Below are 19,762 nucleotides of genomic sequence, written 5' to 3'. Positions count from 1 at the left end.
CATCTAATTATTGAGATTGTATTCAATTCGAGATATTAAATCTCTATAGTGCGCTTTAGTTAAGGCGTCCCCTTTTCTCTTTTTCTTCTTTAAGAGTTTTAAAATTTGCTCCAATGCAAATCGCTTACTGGTACTAGCATCAGAAACCCTTGGTATATATGAGAAATGAACATTTTTAAAATTTCTGTGCTCATCCAGAACAGTATTTTCTTTCGTTTTCTTTAGCAGATCATTTCTATCTACTGTTAGTACGTCTACATAATTTTTCTGGGTAATTCTATCGAACTTATTCAGTGTTTTATTCCTTTTCGTTTTTTTGAAAATGGCTTCAAAAAGCTGATTAAACAGGTAGTCTTCAGAAAAAATTTCCTCTCCCTTATCGGCAAGAATTTCGTTTTCGGCAATTCGCATTAGTCGATCCGTTTTCAATAAAGCATAGATCATATTGGTTTGATAAATTCGCTGCATCGAAATTGGTGAATAATAGCGTTCGCCATCTGGAGCATCCCTAACCGCGAATACTTTATCTATCATATCAGGAGTAAATAACCATTCTTGTGGTAGTATCGCATTTTGAATTACATATTGGAGCGCTTCTTTTTGAAAATTTCCCGGAACCGGATCATAGGTTTCCTTTCCGTCTCCATACACCGTATTATTGAGATAGATTCCTCCAATATTTGCCATCACATGCTTATTATAGAGCTCCCATTGGTCAATAACCGCTTTATATAGTTTTGAAGCTTTATAATAGTCCTGCCCTTCTTCATTGGTCCACTCTAAGATATTAGGCATTATTCTTCTAAGATTTTTAAGACCATATTCACTGGCCTTTACAGCATTATCGCCTAGATCTTCACTTTGTGATCTGGGGTCAACAATATCCATCTGCTGAGGACCATAGAAATATAATGGATCATTTTCATGTTTACGAATCCATTTATTGGTAAGCAGCAATTCCTTATGAGCTGTTTCAGCACCTGTCCATCGATAGCCCCAGTCGATTGCATATTTATCGTAAACTCCTATTTTAGGAGTGATATGAACTACGCTGTCCTCCGGCTGGGCTACATAATTAAATCGAGCATAATCCATAATTGATGGAGCCGTTCCTCCCATTCTGGAGGTAAATTCTTTAGATCGTAATGAGTCTACTGGATAACTATAAGAAGCCCCCATGTTATGTTTAAGACCAAAAGTATGACCTACTTCATGAGAAGAAACAAAACGTATGGCCTCTCCCATATGCTTTTCAGAAAAAGTATTTTCTCTAGCTTTTGAATCGATCACACCAGTTTGCACACGAATCCAGGAGTGAAGTCCTTTCATTAGGTTATGCCACCAAATAATATCTGACTCTAAAATTTCTCCACTTCTAGGATCAACTACAGAAGGTCCCATTGCATTTTGTTGCTCAGATGCGGCGTATGTAATTACGGAATAACGAACATCATCAATATCAAAATCCTTATCTTCTTCCGAAGGTATTTTCACCTGTACCGCATTTTTAAACCCGGCTTCTTCAAAAGCTGCATTCCAATCTAATACTCCTTGCTTTATAAATGGAACCCACTGTTTAGGCGTAGAGGGGTCTATGTAGTAGACAATAGGTTCTTTAGGCTCTACAATTCCTCCATTTTTATAAATACCAACTTCATCTTTTTTAGGCTCCAGCCTCCATCGGGTAATAAGTTTTCTTGATTCGACCTCCTGCTGGGTATCCGTAAAATACTCCATAGGGGTTGAAAAGTATCCGATTCGTTTATCTCCAAACCTAGGTTTCATAACCTCTTTAGGCAACAACACTATATTTGTTGTAACTCCAATAGAAAGCGGCAATGCAGGACCTCCCCCTTCAGTAACCGAAGTCGTTATCAAGGATTTAGCCACAATATTCTCGGGAAAAGCTTTTATCTCTTCGATAAGCGATAACTTAGTTTTTATACTACCACCTAATCCTGTATTAGCCAATACATCACTAAAACTTTGCTCCTTTCCACTAAAAATTTTAGTCACTTTAAAAATACTGGAAGTAGAATCTGTATTTTGGGCGGTAAGATCGAATTCTTCAATAACTGACTCGCTAAAATTATCTCTCACTGATAAGGTAATAGCTGCATCGTCTGGAGATTGCACTCTTGGATTGATCGTTTTAACCCATACCTTACTTCTTAGGGTATCTTTATAAAATCGAATTAATTTCGTTTCAAATGCCATTCCTTTATTAAGTCCATGACCGTTTAAAGCGTAAGGGACACTAGAGATTTTGTTTACGATGAGTAAATCCTGAGACATTAAAGTGTCCGGTATTTCAAAATAATAGTCATCGTCAATAGTGTAGACATTAAATAAGCCCTTTCTTACCTTACCATCCTTTAAAAATTTTTCATAAGTAAGTCCATCGCTATTTACGCTTGTTGAATCCTTCGCATCTTCTTTCTTCTCTTCTTTATTCTTTTTTTCTTCCTGAGCATTAGCCGATAGTCCGGTACTTAAAAAAGTTACCAGAATAAGAAACGCCCAGTTTTGAATATATAAATTCAATAAGAATTTTTTCATGAAATAGATTATTTGAAGTTTAAATATCTATTTGCTTTAGTGTTAATAAAAACCAAATGGAGTGAACTCTTAAAAAAAAGGAGTGAAGTTTAGTTTCAGGGTAACAGAGGAAGTATACAAATAAATTTATCTTCTAAAACTTTTGTCTTAAAGCTATCAACTTCGTAATAATTATAAATATTCTTTAAATAAGTTAATCCAATTTTGTGACCTTCAGTATTATTTTTCTTTTTCGGAGAATAATTATTAGAGACTATTACATGAGTATTTTTGATTTTCAACTCAATATGCAGTGGATTATTTTTTGTGATTTCGTTATGTTTTATAGCATTTTCCACCAGCGTTTCTAATGATAAAACAGGAATTTTTTTATAAAGGATTAAATCATCGTCGCTTTGATTTGAAATATTAATCTTCAAACTATTTTTAAAACGAATTTTATGAAGAAAAATATAATGCTCAAGAAAATCCAATTCTTTTTTCAGGCTGGTTAAATTGTCATCTCTATTTTCTAGTAAATAGCGATACACATCAGCAAGCTGTAGTACAAATTTTTGGGATAGATTAGGTTTAGTTTCAATTAGAAAGTGTAACGAATTGAGTGTATTGAAGAGAAAATGAGGATTCATTTTCTTCTTAAGTTGGTTAAGCTGCAATACAGCGTTTTCTCTTTTATAATTTTCATTTGTTAGAGCAAGTTGCTCCTTTTCCTTATGGACTCTTAGATTCTGATTGTATTCTTTTTTTAACTGAAATCTTGCTATGAGAAGAAGTAATATAAAAGTGATAAACGCCAATAAGCTAATCCAGGAAAAATACTGTTGTATTTCAGCTGTTTTTTCCTGGAGGTCAAACTTCATAAAATTAGCCACCACTATAAGTCGATGATCTTCTATCATAATTTCATCGAAATAGCGTACGATATCCAATCCCAGATATTGAGAATTACCATTACTTTTCAGAACATTGTTACCAGGCTCTTTAATGATATCTGCAATAGAAAAGGACGTAAAATAAGGTTTTACAGTATAACCTATATTTTCAACATCCGGATGCAGGAGACAGATTCCATCACTATTAAAAACGGTGGTATACGATGTTCGTCCCTGATATTTTTCTGAGTAATATTTCCAAAATGCCCTTAAATCAACATCATAACCAACGATAATTGAGGTATCCTTACTTTTTTGAAAAACATAAGCTTTACGATTGATAACTTTGTCATCTGCAATAATTACAGTATCCAAATATCCTTTATTCGCTTCCAGAAGAATTTCTTTCTCCGATATAGACTTTTTAATTGAATCAGATCTGAAATGCTCCAATTCCCGAACCCCATCAGGAGTAATTACATAAACATAACTACTGACATTCACCGTGTTTGACAAGGCTAAATCACTAACAAAATCTAATTTATTTATTAGCTCCTCCGTGGAAATATCGTAGGAATCATTGATGATATTTTTCGAATAGCTTAAAAAACTGTTCAATTGTAGAAATTCAGAAGCTATATTATTTTTTTTTGAATAAAGATCTGCCAACCTAACATCTTCCATAAGATCATCAGCAACAGAAGTTATTTTAGGTGTAATTAATGAGCTTCCTATAAAAAATGCGATAATAATTAGAACGCTTAAATAGAAATATTTTTGATGTTTTCTAAATCTTCTTAAAAAATTGATCAGTTTCATTTTAATGATTTAACCACTCTTTAAAAGAGTTTATAGTCATTGAGCTTATCAGTATGGGGTCGTTGTTTCCAGGCGATGGGTTTAATTCTATTTTTAAGCGATTTTGGCTGTATTTCACAATAGATTTTATAGCACTATGACTGATAATAAATTTTCTATTAATTTTAAAAAACTCTTTAGAAGCCAATTTATCTTCCAAATTTGAGATCGTACTTTCGTAGAGATAGACCTGATTATCTTTGGTAAACAGGAATAAAGATTTATTCTCTGCCATGAAATAGGCAATTTCTTCACTTTTTATAGAAATTAATTCTTCACCCTGAGATACCAGAAAGCGTTTTTGAGTTTGTGATGATTGAAATTCTGGTAATGATGATTTAAACCGTTCAATTAAATTCTCCACATCATCCAATTTCCCTTTATCTCCAACAAAGTTCAAGTATTTATCTAACGCATTATTGAGTTTCTCTTTATTATAAGGTTTAAGAAGGTAATCAATAGCATAGAATTGGAAGGATTGTAATGCAAAGTGATCGAAAGCAGTGGTGAAAATGATAGGAGTTTGAATTTTTAGAGCATCAAAAATTTCGAAACTTTCACCATCTCCTAAACTTATATCGCTAAAAATCAGATCGCACGTATTATTTTCGAACCACCTTTTAGCTTGTTTAATATTCTCTAATCTAGCGGCTATTGAAATTTCATACTTAGATTTTAACAATAAGCTTTCTAAGGATTCTGCCGCTAAATCTTCATCTTCTATAATTACGACTTTCATTGTAGGGATAAATAGTCTTAAGTATTGATTTCTAATTACATATTGTAATAAGCACCTTGGCAATATTACTAAAAAGTAAGGTGTATGAATTAATTTTATTACTGAATATTTAGAATTTTAAGGATATAATTTAATTTTCGAACATATATTCCATTTATCGCAATTTTGGCCACTCTAATTAATAATACTGAATCTAGCGTTTTATCATATTAGGTCATTGTTAATTTAAAAGTTATTAAAAAGGAAACCATTTTTTCGACTGTTAGCTGTTCATTTTTTGATGAGGAAGAGCATCAAACCTAAACATGTTCACTACTGATCCAATTCTGGGACTACTAGAGGGATGATATTGGAAATATCCAAAATTTTGAAGCTCTCGTACTAACTTATGGTACGTAGTGCGAGAGCGTATTTTAGCCAATCCCATTGCCTGTTGACTATTGAGCATTAACTCTTTTGGAAAATGCTTCCGATTCCATAGCTCAAAAAAGGCAAGATATAGGCTACGATGAGATGCCGAAATCCTGTCATCACGCGAAAATTTCCGAAGCACTGCATTAAAATGCAGAATATAATTTACATCACTCATTTTTTTTGATTTTCAGCTGTAATAATTGCCCTCACCTCACGATATATTTTCTGAAAATTTGCTTCCAGTTCATCCTGGGTAACTTCATGTTTAGGAGTAGGCATCTCTTTATGCCAATTTGGAGTTGCAAATTTGACCTTACGATCTTTTCCATCCGAAAAAGTTACGAACTGCCCCGGTTTCAATCGGAAGAAAAGATCTGCCCTGATCTTGGCCACTTCCCGTTCACTTCTGGTGGTACGGGTATCAAAATTCAAATTATCACTTTTACTCACGCTAATACTCTTACGCTTTACAATCTCAAAAAAGCTTTCGTAGTATTTTGCGGTTTCTGGATCATTCACCTTTCCAAAGAACTGGTAAGACAGGTTACTCAGAATTGCTTTTCCTGCCTCTCTTCCATAAAGGATATCATTCTGAATCTTGTCTTGAATCACATAAACGGTGGAAATATCATAACTTCTGAGCGTTGCCGGAATACGTTGCATATTTAATAAGCGGATTGTAGACGCTTCCTCCATAAGAATGAACGACCCAAGTCGATCATGCACACTCATTTGTTTGGTGATACTATGAATGATAGTAGCAATGATGGGCGAATAGGCTGATTCAAATTTTGGATTATTCACTATTGAAATAACTCCCGGGTTTTCTGCATTATTAATATCCAGGGGAATCTCATCTTCAGAAAGCACCATAAATATACGCTGGGTACTGATCTTTTTAAATGCATTGGAGAGCGTACTTTTTACTGCAGCAGTTTGACGTTCTGAATCTACCCCATTGATAAAAGCATTCGCCATCGCCTGGGAAGTAAGATTGGAGTTTAATAATTCTACTAACTCATAGGTGGTACATTTTTGGAATAAGGCAATCATATGAGGAAGCGAACAATAGTTGGGATGATCGGTTTTTAGTTTCCAGATGAGCCCTCCGATGATTCCTTCTGCAGCATCATTAAAAAATTTGGAACTGCCTGAATAACCACTTTCTTTTTTCTCCAATAAATTTTCCAGAAGCACCCTTGAAATCTCATTGACGCTTTCCTCATCCTGCATATATCGCGTAGCTATAGGATTCACTTTATTAAATACCCGATCAAAAGAAATAAGGTAAAAAGGAACCTTACTTTCTTTGAATAAAGGATAAGCTATTCTAGAGAGTTCAAAATTTTTGTAGTCATGGATGATACCACTGAAGCTATGACGACTAAAATGTTTAAGAAACTGCGCCACCACACTTTCCGTTTTCCCACTTCCAGCCGCTCCAATGATAGACACCCCGCGTCGGATATCTTTTAGTTTCATGGATCCAGAAGAAAGAGGAATTCTAAATACATATTGCTTGGTGGCCTTCCCGCTACTCACATCAAATAGAAATTCATTCATTAATACATTAATGATAGTAAGCGGCATCAAGATTCGTATGGCGGTCAGCACCAAAACATCAAAATCAAACTGGGACGGAAAACTCACTAACAATAGTGTGAAAATATAGCTCAGGTTAATGGCATTTCCCCAGTGGGTATTTTTCAGCAGAAAGTAAAACATAACTGCAGAAGCAGCATTAAAAAAAACGATAACATAAATATTGGATAGCATAACAGATAGGTTTTAATGGCCGATAAAACTTGCTTTAATACCGGCTTCGATTACTTTTTTAAGTTGTTTATACGCAAACCCCACTTTACTTTGAGGCAGGTTTAAAGCAGGCAATTGCATCCCTGCTTGTCGGATCATTTTAAAGGCAAGTTTTTTCTCGTTGACCCCGAGACTTCTTAAGGATAAAAAGTATTGTTTAGGATTTTTACTCAGGAGTTTTCGTGCTGAGTAGCTCTCCACATAATTGCGATTGTACTGAAACATCTTATCAAAAGCCTTTTCCGAATACTGAAAAAACCGATCCCGTTCAAATCCCCGTTTCACCAGTTTCCCATGCATCTTCACTTCGGAAGCCTTATACTTACTCCCCGGAGACAGGCTATGGGAGTTAGAGGCATCTTTACGACTTACGATAATATGGATATGGCTTTGCAGCCCTTCCTTTTTCATTCCCGGTTCCACCATCTGTCCCCTAATTTTGTATGGCGCCTCCCGGATCAGCTTTTGAATGTTATTCTCTATTTTTTGAGTATTTCCGGGAATCTCACCACGTGCTACTTTTCGAAGCTCATTTCGCAGGTGTGCGATTTGCTTCGCATAAGGCTTATTTTCACGGATGGCTATATCATTAGTTTTATAAGATCGCTCCTGTTCAATTTTCGCGAAATACTTAATATCATCAATAGCAACAGGCCGACCGTTTATTTCCCGATGAAAAGAATTCGCATACTCTTTCATGGCTTTCCGTACAAATGCTTTAAGTTTATCCGGGTTATTATGAATATGTTTTAATTCATAACGGCTAGGGTTTATGGTGATCGAATAATACTTAGGCTCTTTCAATTTCAGTCGATCCGTATTCCCGTCAATTTCTTTAATCACCAGGAAAGGTTTGATTTCTTCCTCGTACTGATTAAAGAAAAACTCTTTTTCCGATGGATCTTTCCCCTGGTTTTCCTTTTCCAGATAATTCACAAAATCCCCAGCGCTTTGCGAAAAAGCACCACCAATTTTTTGAGGAGAGATGGAGATATACATATCAAAAGTTTTTTAAGATTTTCGTTTAATGGCTATTTTAAACTGCTCGAATTCCGTTCTAGGGATGTTTAATTTCAAATAATCTGACCCAAAGGCATTGCCTTTAATTTCAACTTGTTGGAGCAGATATTCCAAATCTTTCTGGGTAGCTTTTAAGGCCTCCTGCAATCGGGTGATTTCCAATTCCAATTGTTCACTGCTTTGGCCACTTTGTAATCCTTTTTTGCTTTTTTTTCTAGATGATGCTTTAGGGACACTACGACCTTCCAGCAGTAGTTCCAACATCAGGAATCCCGGTTTTGTTTGGGTTTTTTCAATATTTTTCAGGATAGCGATAACCGCATCAATTCTTTTTTTTATGAGCTGTTCGAGGCTCACTTTAGAAGGCACTAAAGTTTCAAAAGGCGAGAGGTTGTTTTTCTCGAAAAAGTCCAGAATCAGCTCTAAAGTATCGGACTGATTGGAATTATTTTTTTTTGAAAAATCCCGAAACCTATTCGCGGTATGAGCTTTCACTTGAAGTCTAGATTTTGCGGTCATGGCTACTCTTTTTAGTTTTAGTGGCTATAGTACTCTAGTATTTTCGGGGCTTTTCGGACATCTATATCCACCGAGGTGGCTATTTTTCAGCTCAAAAACTCTAAAACTCACCGAAAAACGGGGCTTTTGGCTCCTAAGAAATCGAACAACACCGTGCAACGTGTTACCCTCTTGCTATTCGATTTCGTCCCGAACACGGGACAAAATTTTCATACCTGTTGGTTTGCACCAACCGCATTTTTGGAATAGCATTGAAAATTCCCCGAACAACTATGATCCGGGGAATCAAAAAAGTGAAAGTCAAATATGAAGATCAACAATATCTATAAAATACATGATATCAATACTTTAATTTACAAATAATAAAGATTCATCCTACATTAATTTTACATTTGATTTGCTATGATTTGGTTCTATTTGTACTAAAAACAGGGATTTCTGAGAAATTCATAAAATCACGACGGCAGATTTTCAGAGTTCCACAACTAAAACCCGATAAAGAATTGAATATTAATTCATCAAATTAGATTCCTCTGAATACGACAAAAAGGGAGCTTATTACGGCTCCCTTTTATTTTGAACAGCTATAAGAATTACAAGACCCCTTCATCCGCAAAACTCAAATAGTTCCCTTCACTGGTTATAATCAAATGATCAAGGAGTTTAATATCTAAAAACTCACAAGCCCTTTTTATTTTATTGGTAAGTCGCTTATCGACTTCACTCGCTTGTAATTTTCCTGAGGGATGATTATGGCAAACGATAATAGCAGTAGAAAGACTTTTTAAGATCAGTGCAAATAAGATGCGCATATCCACTAAAGTAGCCGTAAGTCCACCCGAAGAAATCTGGCAAATTCCTTTTACGATATTAGAATTATTCAGTAGCATGACTTTAAAAGATTCCTGCAACTGAATTTCGTTTTTATCCCAGTTTTGATAATAGATATTAGCTGCATCCTTAGAGCAGGAAATTTTTGGACTTTTGGAAATGCTCACCCGATCTTTGTAGCATAGTTTTATTTCGTTAACTTTCATAATAATAAGTTTTAAGTTTAGGGGTGTTAATTCTGGTTAGGATACACCCCTTTTTAATGATATTGATTAAATTTATAAACCTAAGCTTAAGGTTTAGGAAGATCTCAAAAATAACGAGGGTGCGAAGGGGTTCCGCCCTTGTTATTTTAGTTTAAGTTTTACTACCCAGAAGTAGAATTTCACTGACTAAGATTTCGGTCACATAACGTTTATTACCCTTTTTATCTTCGTAAGATCTGGAAATCAATTTCCCTTCGATAGCAATTTCCTTTCCTTTCGATACATAATTTTCGATGAGTTCGGCATTTTTGTTCCATGCCACAAGGTGGTGCCATTGCGTATCTTGTATGGATTCGTCTTTTTGGTTTCGGTAATAGTCATTGGTAGCAAGACTTAAACGCGCCACTTTTTTGGAGGTGTCAAGATTGGTAATTTCAGGAGTGTTTCCCACATTTCCGATTAACTGAACTTTGTTTCTAATAGTACTCATAACTTTAAAATTTATACCTCCCCTTAGGGCAGGTGGATTAAACAATGATTTACTTTTTATATCCGAAGCGTTTTCTTTTTTTTGATTTTTTTCCTGACTTCCGAGTATGTTGTTTTGAGATGATTTCATAAGTGTTTTATTTTGATTTACTTCCTATAGTGCCGTGAGCTGTTCCCTTTTTTGATGCTGATACATTTTCAGCATTTAGAATTAGGGAGCATTTATAAAAAGGAAGCATGACTGGCTTATGCAATGTGGACTAACTTCTAAATGCTGGTATTTTGCATAGTAAAAAAGAGAGCAGCCACGGCTGGGAAGGAAATGAGAACACTGAAATCGAAAAACAACCGGAAGGCGGGAAAATGCAAGAATGCATATTCAATGCTTATATCGTTTTAAAATTTCTAGATCGGAATAAATAGTAATCGGGTATCTTAAAATGTTGTGTAGTATTTTTAAAATATATCACTATAAAAAATAAAATGTAGATATTTTTGTCCTTACAAAATTAGTTGGAAATTCGAGTAATAAATTAATTATTAAAAGCAAAAACATCTTATTTCTAAGATGTTGTAGCTCATTATGGTTTAATGACCTACCTGTTCAGAAAATTGAAATGATGAGTACTCCATTTTAAAATGTCGTATTCCCATTTCTTTCCAAAATCTTTTTGCACATTCAAATCGTGAAAATATTAATAATAGAAGACGAACAGCAACTGCTTAGCAGTATCCAGCAATCCCTGGAGAAAGAAGTATTTCTGGTAGAAACAGCCACAGATTATCATTCTGCCTTGGAGAAAGCACTTATTTACGAGTACGACTGCATTTTACTGGACATCATGCTTCCAAAAGGGAGTGGATTGGATATACTTAAGATCTTAAAAAAAGAAGGCAAAAGCGATAATGTAATTATTATCTCAGCCAAAGACTCCCTGGATGATAAACTTGCAGGCTTAGAACTTGGCGCAGATGATTATTTAACCAAACCTTTCCATTTAGCCGAGCTTAACGCTAGGATTAAAGCCGTTTTAAGAAGAAAAGATCTGAATGGCACAAACATCCTTCAAATTGCTAATACCAAATTAGATTTCGACAGTAGGCAATTCTGGGTTAATGAAGTCACGGTGAGCTTAAACAGAAAAGAATTTGACGTATTGTATTACTTTATGATTAATAAAGATAGACTAGTTACTAAGTCTGCATTAGCAGAACATGTTTGGGGAGACCATAGCGATAATGCTGACAATTTCGATTTCGTATATTATCAAATCAAAAACCTGCGTAAAAAAATACAGTCGACCACAGCAGATATAGAAATTGAATCGATTTATGGTATAGGCTACAAATTGGTCGCGTTATGAAATTACTAAACCAGTCTTTAAGATATTTATCTGTTTCAATTTTTGCTATTGTCACCATTTGGGCTGTGATTTTCTATTTCAATATGCTGCACGAAATTAAAAGCAGTATTGATGAAGGCCTTGAAAACTACAAACGCCTTATTATTGAAAATGCCGAAGATGATCCAAGTATTTTAACCAAAAAATATTTTGATGAAAGCTTTTTTACCGTTAAAAAAATCTCCAAAAAACAAGCGCTGCCACTAAAAGACAGGTTTTATGATACCATGCTCTATATGCAGGATGCTGATGACGAAGAACCCGAACTGGAACCCGTAAGAATGCTTATAACCGCCTTTAAAATGAATGGTGAATATTATGAGCTTAAGGTAGCAAATTCTATGGTTGAAGAAGATGATCTCATTGGAGAACTGCTTTACGATATCGTTTGGTTGTATTTTAGTTTAATTATTGGAATCATTATCATCAACAATATTATTTTAAAAAAACTTTGGAGGCCATTCTATCACCTTTTAGCAGAACTTAAAAACTTCCGGCTTGGCACAAATCGCAAACTTCCTACGGCTAACACAAAAACACGAGAATTTTTGGATTTAGAACAAGCTGTAAATGCTGTTTTACAACATACTACAGAAACTTATGAACAGCAAAAACAATTTATTGGCAATGCCTCTCACGAGCTGCAGACGCCACTTGCTATATCCAGGAATAAATTAGAGCTTCTTATAGAAGATGGAAATCTGCAAGATCAGCAAGCTCAAAATATTGCTAAAGTTATGAGTATTATTGAGCGTTTAATACGCTTAAATAAATCTTTATTGTTGCTTACCAAAATTGAGAATAAGCAGTTTTTAGAAAATCAAACAGTTTCGTTAAATGAAGTCTTTCAAAAAAATATAGTCGATTTAGAGGATTTGGCGTCCTTCAAAAATATTGATGTAGGCATCAAAGAAACCGGCCAGCTTCGCAAAAATATGGATAATGCGCTCGCTAATGTTTTGATTTCAAACTTACTGAGAAATGCTATTTTTCATAACATCCCAAAAGGAAAGGTGGAAATTGAAATTACAGAAACTACACTTTATATACGTAATACCGGGAGGGAGCACCCACTTGCCAGGGATTTAATTTTCACTAGATTTTACAAGTCTCAAAATTCATCTTCAGGGACCGGATTAGGTCTTAGCATCGTTAAAGCGATTTCAGATATCTATAACATCAAAGCATCCTATTCCTTTCAGCAAGGTTTACACAGTTTTAAGTTAGAATTTTAAGGATAGCGAGAAAATTCCCAAGTCTTTCCTAATTCAAGAACTTCATTTGTCTTGTAATTAAAAAAATATACAAGATGAAAAAACAAATTTTAATTTTAGGCACAGCTTTAACTATAGCTTCAGGCCTACAGGCTCAAGAAATTCCACAAACTGAAGTTCCTTCGATTATTGTAAATGAATTCAGTAAAAATTATCCCGAAGCAAAAGATATAGAATGGGAATTGGAAGGCAATCAATATGCTGTTGAATTTGAACTGGACTGGAATACCGATCATGAATTATGGTATGATAAGCAGGGAAAATTATTAAAGCACAAAGAAGATATTTCTGAAAAAGATTTGCCTAAAGCGGTAAGTGAAACTATTAAATCTGAATTTGATGGATATTCTATAGATGATCTAGAGCGCATCAGCCAGAGTGGGAAAGTTTATTATCATATAGATTTTGAAGCTTTACTGAAAGAAGACTGGGAGGTTGTTATAGATAATAAAGGAAGTATCATTAGTAAAAAAGCTGACTAATGCGATATCTTCTTTCATGTATCCTTGTGCTAGTAGTGAACTTATCACTACTGGCACAACAATCAGACAATTCAAAAAAATGGTACGACAATATTCATTTAGGAGGCTATATGCAAGTACGATATAACAGTTTATTTCAAACTAATCCCAATTTAGGTTGCGAGCAGTGTGACGAACATTGGGGAGATGTTGGAGGCGGGCTATCGCTTCGTCGGGTTCGATTTAAAATAAAAGGCCAGATTACCCCCAGAATATTTGTCTATTTTCAACCCGATTTTGCTAAATCCATCAACGAAGATCATCATGTAGGAAGACTAAAAGATGCGTATATTGATGTAGGCCTCGATCTTAAAAACGAATTTAGGCTACGCATAGGGCAAAGCAAAGTACCTTATGGGTATGAAAATATGCAATCCAGCAGCAATAGATTACCCTTGGATAGAAATGATGCCTTTAATAGTGGCGTTAAAGATGAACGAGATCTCGGTGTTTTTTTCTACTGGGCCACGAGCAAGAAACGAGCGCTTATCCGCCAGCTAAGAAAAGCTGGATTAAGTGGTGGTGATTTTGGCATTTTTGCTTTGGGAATCTATAACGGTCAAACCGCGAATCACTATGATGAAAATGACAGTTTCCATATAGTTACTCGCTTTTCATATCCAATCCAATTGGACAATCAGGTGATTGAGCCGGGAATTCAGGCTTATTCAGGAAAATATATGATTTTAAAACATAGTCCAGAAGTTACGGTAAATCCAGAAGGATATATTGATCAAAGAGTCGCTTTATCCTTTGTTTTGTTCCCAAAACCTTTTGGGATCCAGGCCGAGTATAATGTAGGCCGCGGACCCGAGTTTGACACTTCATCCCGTACCATTAAAATCAAAAAATTATCTGGAGGTTATGCCACATTTTCCTATTTCGTAAAAAAATGGAACCAGCGATTTTATCCATTTGTTCGTTTTCAATATTATAACGGTGGGAAAAAACATGAATTGGACGCACGAAGTTATACCGTAAAGGAAACCGAAGTTGGCATTGAATGGCATCCCCTGCCCCATTTTGAATTTTTAGCAGAATATACAATTTCTGATAGGCGTTATGAAGATTTCCAAAACCCAATCAATCATCAAACAGGTAACCTTATGCGATTACAGGCCCAGGTAAAATTCTAGTTTCAAAGAGTAACTACCTAATAAAAGAGTGAAACTGCACACCCAAAACAGGATCACATATTTTCGAACCTATTAGTGAGTTTTTATATTTAGATTATTACTGAAGGCGCAGACATAGTGATATCTTAGGCTAAGATAGAAATTAATAAAGTCCCAGAAGCTTACAATCCCGGATGCATTTCATTATCATAATCGGTATTGAAAATGCTAGAAAGATACATTCAACCCACCAATATTTTATCGTCTTTTATCCGCACTATACTGATTAAAATCAATGAGGTTAAAAAGTTCCCGCATCCTACTTCGTATACGAATACCGTAGCGCTTTTCCAATTCCTCGGTATTAAGGCTCGTAGCAACATAGGTTTCCACCTTCCCTTTTATATCTTAAACAACTCATATATAGACAGTAATAACTCTATAAACATTGCATCTTTACCATAATATCAACGATAAGGTTACAAACCAATATCATCAAAACGAAAACTACCAGAATCTCCCTATGACTAAACGATTTTAAAACCAAGGTGATTAAAACTAAAACTACATTTCTGGGGGGGAATCATTTCATTAGGTGTCTTATTGATAACATTCATCAAGATGATATATTCAATGAGTTTTCATAATGCTTGTTTTTCCACAGCCCTCAAGGTTTCCTATGAACATGGCATATCTATAAAAGTAAATTTTGATCAGGCGGACGTCATCGAAAAAATTCGAATGCAATGTAGCGTCCCGATTTTTCATCGGGTTAGCGAAATGGAGGTCTAAATTTCTTCGATGGTGTCTAAGACTTTTGTAGAGAAGTGCTTTTCCCGAAATGAAGCTTTTGCGAAATGGAGTGGAAATGGACTGAACGGGATAAAAACAGAGACTTCTATATTTAGCGGTTCATCAACATACACTAAAAAATATTCATCATTATTGCTTATAGATCTAAGTCGAGGTAGAAAATATTAATCTAATCATTGAATCCAATTTTTATAAATCAAGGCACTATGAGAATCTTCAATAAAATAGTAACTTCATCTTATGGGTTTCAAGAAAACCTACACCAATTCACATCAATCAATTCCATCCCCGTTTCATTAGGTTATACTCTATTCTAATTATTCGCTAATCATGACTCTAATTTCTTTAAAAAGTCCTTTTACGTCAACGGGCCAATAACTCAAACTTATTGAAAATCAAGTGTATTGCTAAATTACAGTAGCCTTTCTGAAATAGGATAAGTGAACCCTATAGATTCATAGGAGCATATTTTTATTTCCTATATTTAAACTCATTATTATTGATTGATTTCTATCCATAGGAACTAGTCTTTCATTAGAATTTAATATTTATAAGTTTTTGATGGATTTTAGCGTTGATACCGATATCTGGTTTGTTTTTAGCATCCTATTCATTAGTGGATTGGGGCTATTTATGACAGGTTTCATAGTGATTCCTTACTTATTAAGAAAAAACCAGATCAAGCGTTTACAATTTAAGTTTGAAAGAAAAAGTGATCGTTATGAAAAGATCGCACAAAAAAACTCCTCTCGCAGGGAACTACTATTGAAAAAAAACAATCAGCAGTTAAAATCTGATCTTAAAATATCATTAAGAGAATTATTAAAAAACAAAGGCTCAGAAGCCGAGATCCTTAGCTTTTATTCTGATTTCGAGAAAATATATCCTCATTTCACTTCTTCTCTTCAAAAAATCATTCCGAACATCACATCGAATGAACTCAAGTTATGTGCTCTATTGCGAATGAATTTGAGTGCCAAGGAAGTAAGTGAACTGTTAAACATCACCCCAGAAAGTGTGCATAAAGCACGGTATAGATTAAGAAAGAAGATAGGCTTAACACCTAAAGAGGACTTAGATGTTTTTATTTTAAAAATATGATATTCAAACAGTTAAACCCATGTCCATTATTTGTCCATTATTGTTTTTATAATAATTGAAGGACTTCTCTATAGGTTTGTTAAAAACATAACCCATGAGAGCTTTCGAAATTATTTTATTGCTAACGGCTAGTATTTTACCCATCTTATTCATATTCAAACCCGGAATTCCCAAAAAGAACATCTTTGCAATTTTGATAGGGATTGTTTTCATTTTACATCTTGTAATGGAAGGATTACGATGGCAAATGCACCCATGCTACATCATCATTCTGGTAACTCTTATGCTATGGAAAAAAGCGGAGTGGAAAGCTTGGAATCTATTTACAAAGATCCTCATTACCGCAGGCTTTATTATTGTTTTAGTGTTTAGTTGGTGCCTCCCTATTATTTTACCGGTTTTTAAATTACCTGCGCCTACTGGTCAGTTTGCCGTAGGTTCCAGGTATATTCATATAATCACCGACCGACCAGAATTAATAACCCCAGACCAACAAGACCAAAGGGAATTAATGCTAAAAGTCTGGTATCCCGCCCAAATTGGAGCAGAAAATTTGGAAGAGTATCTGGATAAGGGAAGCAGGCTTGGCTTTGCAACGAAATATGAATTACCCAGTTGGTCTATGAATTACTTAGATCTTATAAAAACCCATACCTATAAACATCCAGAGGTAGCTAACGGAAAATTCCGGTTTTAATTTTTTCTCACGGCCACTATTCAAAAGCATTTGGGTACTATGCGCTCTTGGAAGAAATTGTAAGCCAGGGATATATTGTTGTAAACATCAATCATACCTATGAAAGTACGGGCGCCATATTTCCAAACGGAGAAATAAAACTTTACGATTCCACCTATGATAGCCTCACTAATAATGCAGAACAGGCTGAAATAGTATGGAATGCCACTCAGCAATTTCAACAAGCAGAAAGTGAAAAAGAGGAGTATGAGGCCATTAAAGATATATTGACCGATTACATTGCAGCTACAAGTATTCAACGGTGGAGTAAGGATATATCTTCAGTAATCGATCATTTAGAAAACGATGTGCACATGTCATTCCTATCTACTCATAGGAAGAAATCAGGCATTGGTGTTTTTGGCCATTCACACGGAGGAGCTGCAGCGGGTCAAGCTTTGCTTAAGGATCAACGCATACAAGCGGCAATTAACATTGACGGAACACAATGGGGAGACATGGTAAATAGCACTCTAGATCAACATTTTGCCAGTATCTCTTCAGCATGGCCTGATGGGCATCCTAATTTCAATAAACATGCATTTCGAAATAAAAGTAATGCCGACTTTTATACTATAGAAATTCAACAAACTGGACATTCCAACTTCATGGATATCCCATTAATGGTTAATTTTTCGGGGATAAACCAGGCGGGAAGCATAGCTCCACTCAAAGCTTATAAGATCACAAACTCACTTGTCCTCAACTTTTTTGATAAATACCTATTGAATAAACCGATCAACATTTCTGCAATTGAAAATAAATTTAAAGAAGTGAACGTCCAACACGAACTTTAGCTACTAAACCAACATTCATTGTGTTATAATTTGGTAATAGGTGCATGGAACGTTTTGGTACATACTACAGGTGCTTCATTATCTAAGGAACACCTATCCCAAAAATCTAAAGATTTACAGGATTAAAGACCAAAAAATCATGGCGCATTTAAACATCTGTCCGAGGTGTCAAGGCGATTTATTATTAAAAGAAGGCCGTTATGGTAACTTTTATGGATGTTCTAATTATCCAAGTGTACTTACACCAAAAACCTTAGATCGTAGTAAATTTTAATGACTACATATAAATATTTCTGTTTATCATAATTCTCATTTTATTTCATCGCGGGAAGGCTTTGTTGTATATGCTGCGCGCATTTAGTGAGTGCTATTGAGACCTCACCTTACGGGTGTACAAGTACCCTCATTATTATATTCAATCCACGATAATTATGGACTTACATCTTTTTTATAGTCTGTTGATCATTATTTTATTTCCTCTCAACTCTAAGGGGAAGGTTTGTTGTATATGCTGCGCGCATTTAGTGAGCGTAAATAGAACCTCACCTTACGGGTGTACAAGCACCCTCATTTTTAATTTTAATCCACGATAAGTTCAATTCCGGCTTTTTCAGCCTTATATTTTATTTTGGTCATAAGTTCATAGTAATTCCAATTCCTTAAAACAAATCCATTTTCCTTTTTGGCGATCTCCATTTTATCTTCCTGATTTATTAAAATGAGTGTACCTGCTTGCTGTTTGATACAAAAATCAATAAGCATCCGACTGTATACATGCAAACGGTTACCTACATAATTTTTTTCTTTTTCTTGAAATCTTTCTACTGCTTTTGTTTTGCGTTTACGACCTTTTCCTGATCTACAATAGGCAGTAGCATTTTGCACTCTTTTTAAAGCAGCCTGAATGGCTAATCTTCTATATAAAAACTCTTCTCTACTACCAATATTAAGCTTTGCTTTACTAGATTTCACTATAATAGGATATTCAAGAGATAGGGAGGCTTCTGCAATTTCTTCCGGTTTTAGGCTATGCTTTTCTTTCGGAACTTCAAATACGGCTAACCAATAAATTTTTCCTTTTTTCAGTTGAATTTTAGAAGCGCAAAGTTTGATTTGGCTGGCTACTACCTGTTCCAGCAAGCTTCGTTTATCCGTATAATCCCTACCTAAATAGGTTTTAAAAGGAATAGAAAATAAACGAAAGCAAAATGCTTTTTTCTCTTTTTTATAGGATAATCCATGAATCCCTATCGTTCCAAAGGGAAAAGGAATATCCCTTCTATAATTTGCAAGCGAGCGCTCTCCCCTCCTATATTGCACCAAGTTTTTACTAAAATTATTCATGATATTATAATTCATATAGGCTAAAATGTTGGTTGGGACCTCACCTTTAAAAAGATCAGAAACCACCCGGTAGGTACAATTGCTCTTGGAACGATTGAGCATGCCATCTTCAGCTTTCTTATCATCCACCAGCCTATATTTTATCCCTTCAGATAAATAAAAAAAATCCTTAATCATTTCCTGAATATACTGGTGGGAAACAATAAGGTTACCCGCCCTATAGCTTCGGTTCTGCCAACGGTATAGAGTATCAAGAGCCTCTTTTCTTTCTTCTTTGGTAGGTGCATCCACTAGCAACTGGATTTTTCGGGTGAGTTTTATAGTTTCTTTTCCCAT

18 protein-coding genes are annotated in these 19,762 nt (G+C 35.0%); 9 read left to right on the top strand and 9 right to left on the bottom strand.

Going from position 1 to position 19,762, the window contains the following annotated elements; all coding sequences use genetic code 11:
* Nucleotides 1-3: 3 nt before the first annotated feature.
* The 8 genes from PBT89_RS01930 to PBT89_RS01895 all read right to left on the bottom strand — a co-directional run bounded on the left by PBT89_RS01930 (nt 4) and on the right by PBT89_RS01895 (nt 10,323).
* Nucleotides 4-2,559: a zinc-dependent metalloprotease gene (locus tag PBT89_RS01930; RefSeq protein WP_270063152.1), complete on the bottom strand. Its 2,556-nt coding sequence runs from the start codon at nt 2,557-2,559 to the stop codon at nt 4-6.
* A gap of 95 nt (nt 2,560-2,654) precedes the next feature.
* Nucleotides 2,655-4,250 (bottom strand): histidine kinase, encoded by a 1,596-nt coding sequence (locus tag PBT89_RS01925; protein ID WP_270063151.1) that lies wholly within the window; start codon nt 4,248-4,250, stop codon nt 2,655-2,657.
* Nucleotide 4,251: 1 nt separating this feature from the next.
* Nucleotides 4,252-5,028, bottom strand: coding sequence for a LytR/AlgR family response regulator transcription factor (locus PBT89_RS01920; RefSeq protein WP_270063150.1), 777 nt, complete (start codon nt 5,026-5,028; stop codon nt 4,252-4,254).
* A 585-nt stretch (nt 5,029-5,613) separates the two neighbouring features.
* Nucleotides 5,614-7,218 (bottom strand): type IV secretory system conjugative DNA transfer family protein, encoded by a 1,605-nt coding sequence (locus PBT89_RS01915; RefSeq protein WP_270063149.1) that lies wholly within the window; start codon nt 7,216-7,218, stop codon nt 5,614-5,616.
* Between the two features lie 12 nt (nt 7,219-7,230).
* Entirely contained in the window at nt 7,231-8,256 is a 1,026-nt protein-coding gene (mobB, locus tag PBT89_RS01910) for a MobB family relaxase (RefSeq protein WP_270063148.1), read from the bottom strand.
* Nucleotides 8,257-8,268: 12 nt separating this feature from the next.
* Nucleotides 8,269-8,796 carry a BfmA/BtgA family mobilization protein gene (locus PBT89_RS01905; RefSeq protein WP_270063147.1) on the bottom strand — a complete coding sequence of 176 codons (528 nt, stop codon included), beginning with the start codon at nt 8,794-8,796 and terminating at the stop codon, nt 8,269-8,271.
* A 593-nt stretch (nt 8,797-9,389) separates the two neighbouring features.
* Entirely contained in the window at nt 9,390-9,833 is a 444-nt protein-coding gene (locus tag PBT89_RS01900; RefSeq protein ID WP_270063146.1) for a JAB domain-containing protein, read from the bottom strand.
* Nucleotides 9,834-9,984: 151 nt separating this feature from the next.
* Nucleotides 9,985-10,323: a single-stranded DNA-binding protein gene (locus PBT89_RS01895; RefSeq protein ID WP_270063145.1), complete on the bottom strand. Its 339-nt coding sequence runs from the start codon at nt 10,321-10,323 to the stop codon at nt 9,985-9,987.
* Between the two features lie 281 nt (nt 10,324-10,604).
* On the opposite strand from PBT89_RS01895, the gene PBT89_RS01890 reads away from it, so the two are divergent.
* From PBT89_RS01890 to PBT89_RS16825, 9 genes are all read left to right on the top strand, one after another.
* A complete protein-coding gene (locus PBT89_RS01890) occupies nt 10,605-10,745 on the top strand; it encodes a hypothetical protein (RefSeq protein ID WP_270063144.1) in 141 nt (46 codons plus the stop codon).
* Nucleotides 10,746-11,008: 263 nt separating this feature from the next.
* Complete coding sequence (locus tag PBT89_RS01885; RefSeq protein WP_270063143.1) at nt 11,009-11,686, top strand: response regulator transcription factor; 678 nt, start codon at nt 11,009-11,011, stop codon at nt 11,684-11,686.
* On the top strand, nt 11,683-12,960 hold the full coding sequence (gene porY, locus PBT89_RS01880; protein WP_270063142.1) for a sensor histidine kinase: 1,278 nt from the start codon (nt 11,683-11,685) through the stop codon (nt 12,958-12,960). Before PBT89_RS01885 ends, porY begins: the two co-directional genes overlap by 4 nt.
* Before the next feature lie 74 nt (nt 12,961-13,034).
* On the top strand, nt 13,035-13,481 hold the full coding sequence (locus PBT89_RS01875) for a PepSY-like domain-containing protein (RefSeq protein ID WP_270063141.1): 447 nt from the start codon (nt 13,035-13,037) through the stop codon (nt 13,479-13,481).
* Nucleotides 13,481-14,656 (top strand): porin, encoded by a 1,176-nt coding sequence (locus tag PBT89_RS01870; RefSeq protein WP_270063140.1) that lies wholly within the window; start codon nt 13,481-13,483, stop codon nt 14,654-14,656. Before PBT89_RS01875 ends, PBT89_RS01870 begins: the two co-directional genes overlap by 1 nt.
* Before the next feature lie 1,353 nt (nt 14,657-16,009).
* Complete coding sequence (locus tag PBT89_RS01865; protein WP_270063139.1) at nt 16,010-16,549, top strand: helix-turn-helix transcriptional regulator; 540 nt, start codon at nt 16,010-16,012, stop codon at nt 16,547-16,549.
* 94 nt (nt 16,550-16,643) lie between these two features.
* Nucleotides 16,644-17,246 (top strand): hypothetical protein, encoded by a 603-nt coding sequence (locus tag PBT89_RS01860; protein ID WP_270063138.1) that lies wholly within the window; start codon nt 16,644-16,646, stop codon nt 17,244-17,246.
* Nucleotides 17,234-18,082, top strand: a complete 849-nt coding sequence (locus PBT89_RS01855; protein ID WP_333474153.1) for an alpha/beta hydrolase — start codon at nt 17,234-17,236, stop codon at nt 18,080-18,082. Before PBT89_RS01860 ends, PBT89_RS01855 begins: the two co-directional genes overlap by 13 nt.
* Before the next feature lie 139 nt (nt 18,083-18,221).
* Nucleotides 18,222-18,356, top strand: a complete 135-nt coding sequence (locus PBT89_RS16825) for a topoisomerase DNA-binding C4 zinc finger domain-containing protein (RefSeq protein WP_443089619.1) — start codon at nt 18,222-18,224, stop codon at nt 18,354-18,356.
* A 305-nt stretch (nt 18,357-18,661) separates the two neighbouring features.
* On the opposite strand, the gene PBT89_RS01850 is transcribed toward PBT89_RS16825, so the two are convergent.
* On the bottom strand, nt 18,662-19,762 hold the full coding sequence (locus PBT89_RS01850; RefSeq protein ID WP_270063137.1) for a hypothetical protein: 1,101 nt from the start codon (nt 19,760-19,762) through the stop codon (nt 18,662-18,664).

Origin of the sequence: Zunongwangia sp. HRR-M8, assembly GCF_027594405.1 — a bacterium.
GTDB lineage: Bacteria > Bacteroidota > Bacteroidia > Flavobacteriales > Flavobacteriaceae > Zunongwangia.
Note: the sequence above shows the minus strand (reverse complement) of the source record. Positions and strands in the feature narration are given on the sequence as shown.

Excerpts from the sequence above, each read along its gene's own strand:
- PBT89_RS01930 (WP_270063152.1), bottom strand. The coding sequence starts at position 2,559 with ATGAAAAAATTCTTATTGAATTTATATATTCAAAACTGGGCGTTTCTT.
- PBT89_RS01925 (WP_270063151.1), bottom strand. The coding sequence starts at position 4,250 with ATGAAACTGATCAATTTTTTAAGAAGATTTAGAAAACATCAAAAATAT.
- PBT89_RS01920 (WP_270063150.1), bottom strand. The coding sequence starts at position 5,028 with ATGAAAGTCGTAATTATAGAAGATGAAGATTTAGCGGCAGAATCCTTA.
- PBT89_RS01915 (WP_270063149.1), bottom strand. The coding sequence starts at position 7,218 with ATGCTATCCAATATTTATGTTATCGTTTTTTTTAATGCTGCTTCTGCA.
- mobB (WP_270063148.1), bottom strand. The coding sequence starts at position 8,256 with ATGTATATCTCCATCTCTCCTCAAAAAATTGGTGGTGCTTTTTCGCAA.
- PBT89_RS01905 (WP_270063147.1), bottom strand. The coding sequence starts at position 8,796 with ATGACCGCAAAATCTAGACTTCAAGTGAAAGCTCATACCGCGAATAGG.
- PBT89_RS01900 (WP_270063146.1), bottom strand. The coding sequence starts at position 9,833 with ATGAAAGTTAACGAAATAAAACTATGCTACAAAGATCGGGTGAGCATT.
- PBT89_RS01895 (WP_270063145.1), bottom strand. The coding sequence starts at position 10,323 with ATGAGTACTATTAGAAACAAAGTTCAGTTAATCGGAAATGTGGGAAAC.
- porY (WP_270063142.1), top strand. The coding sequence starts at position 11,683 with ATGAAATTACTAAACCAGTCTTTAAGATATTTATCTGTTTCAATTTTT.
- PBT89_RS01875 (WP_270063141.1), top strand. The coding sequence starts at position 13,035 with ATGAAAAAACAAATTTTAATTTTAGGCACAGCTTTAACTATAGCTTCA.
- PBT89_RS01870 (WP_270063140.1), top strand. The coding sequence starts at position 13,481 with ATGCGATATCTTCTTTCATGTATCCTTGTGCTAGTAGTGAACTTATCA.
- PBT89_RS01865 (WP_270063139.1), top strand. The coding sequence starts at position 16,010 with ATGGATTTTAGCGTTGATACCGATATCTGGTTTGTTTTTAGCATCCTA.
- PBT89_RS01860 (WP_270063138.1), top strand. The coding sequence starts at position 16,644 with ATGAGAGCTTTCGAAATTATTTTATTGCTAACGGCTAGTATTTTACCC.
- PBT89_RS16825 (WP_443089619.1), top strand. The coding sequence starts at position 18,222 with ATGGCGCATTTAAACATCTGTCCGAGGTGTCAAGGCGATTTATTATTA.
- PBT89_RS01850 (WP_270063137.1), bottom strand. The coding sequence starts at position 19,762 with ATGGGAAAAGAAACTATAAAACTCACCCGAAAAATCCAGTTGCTAGTG.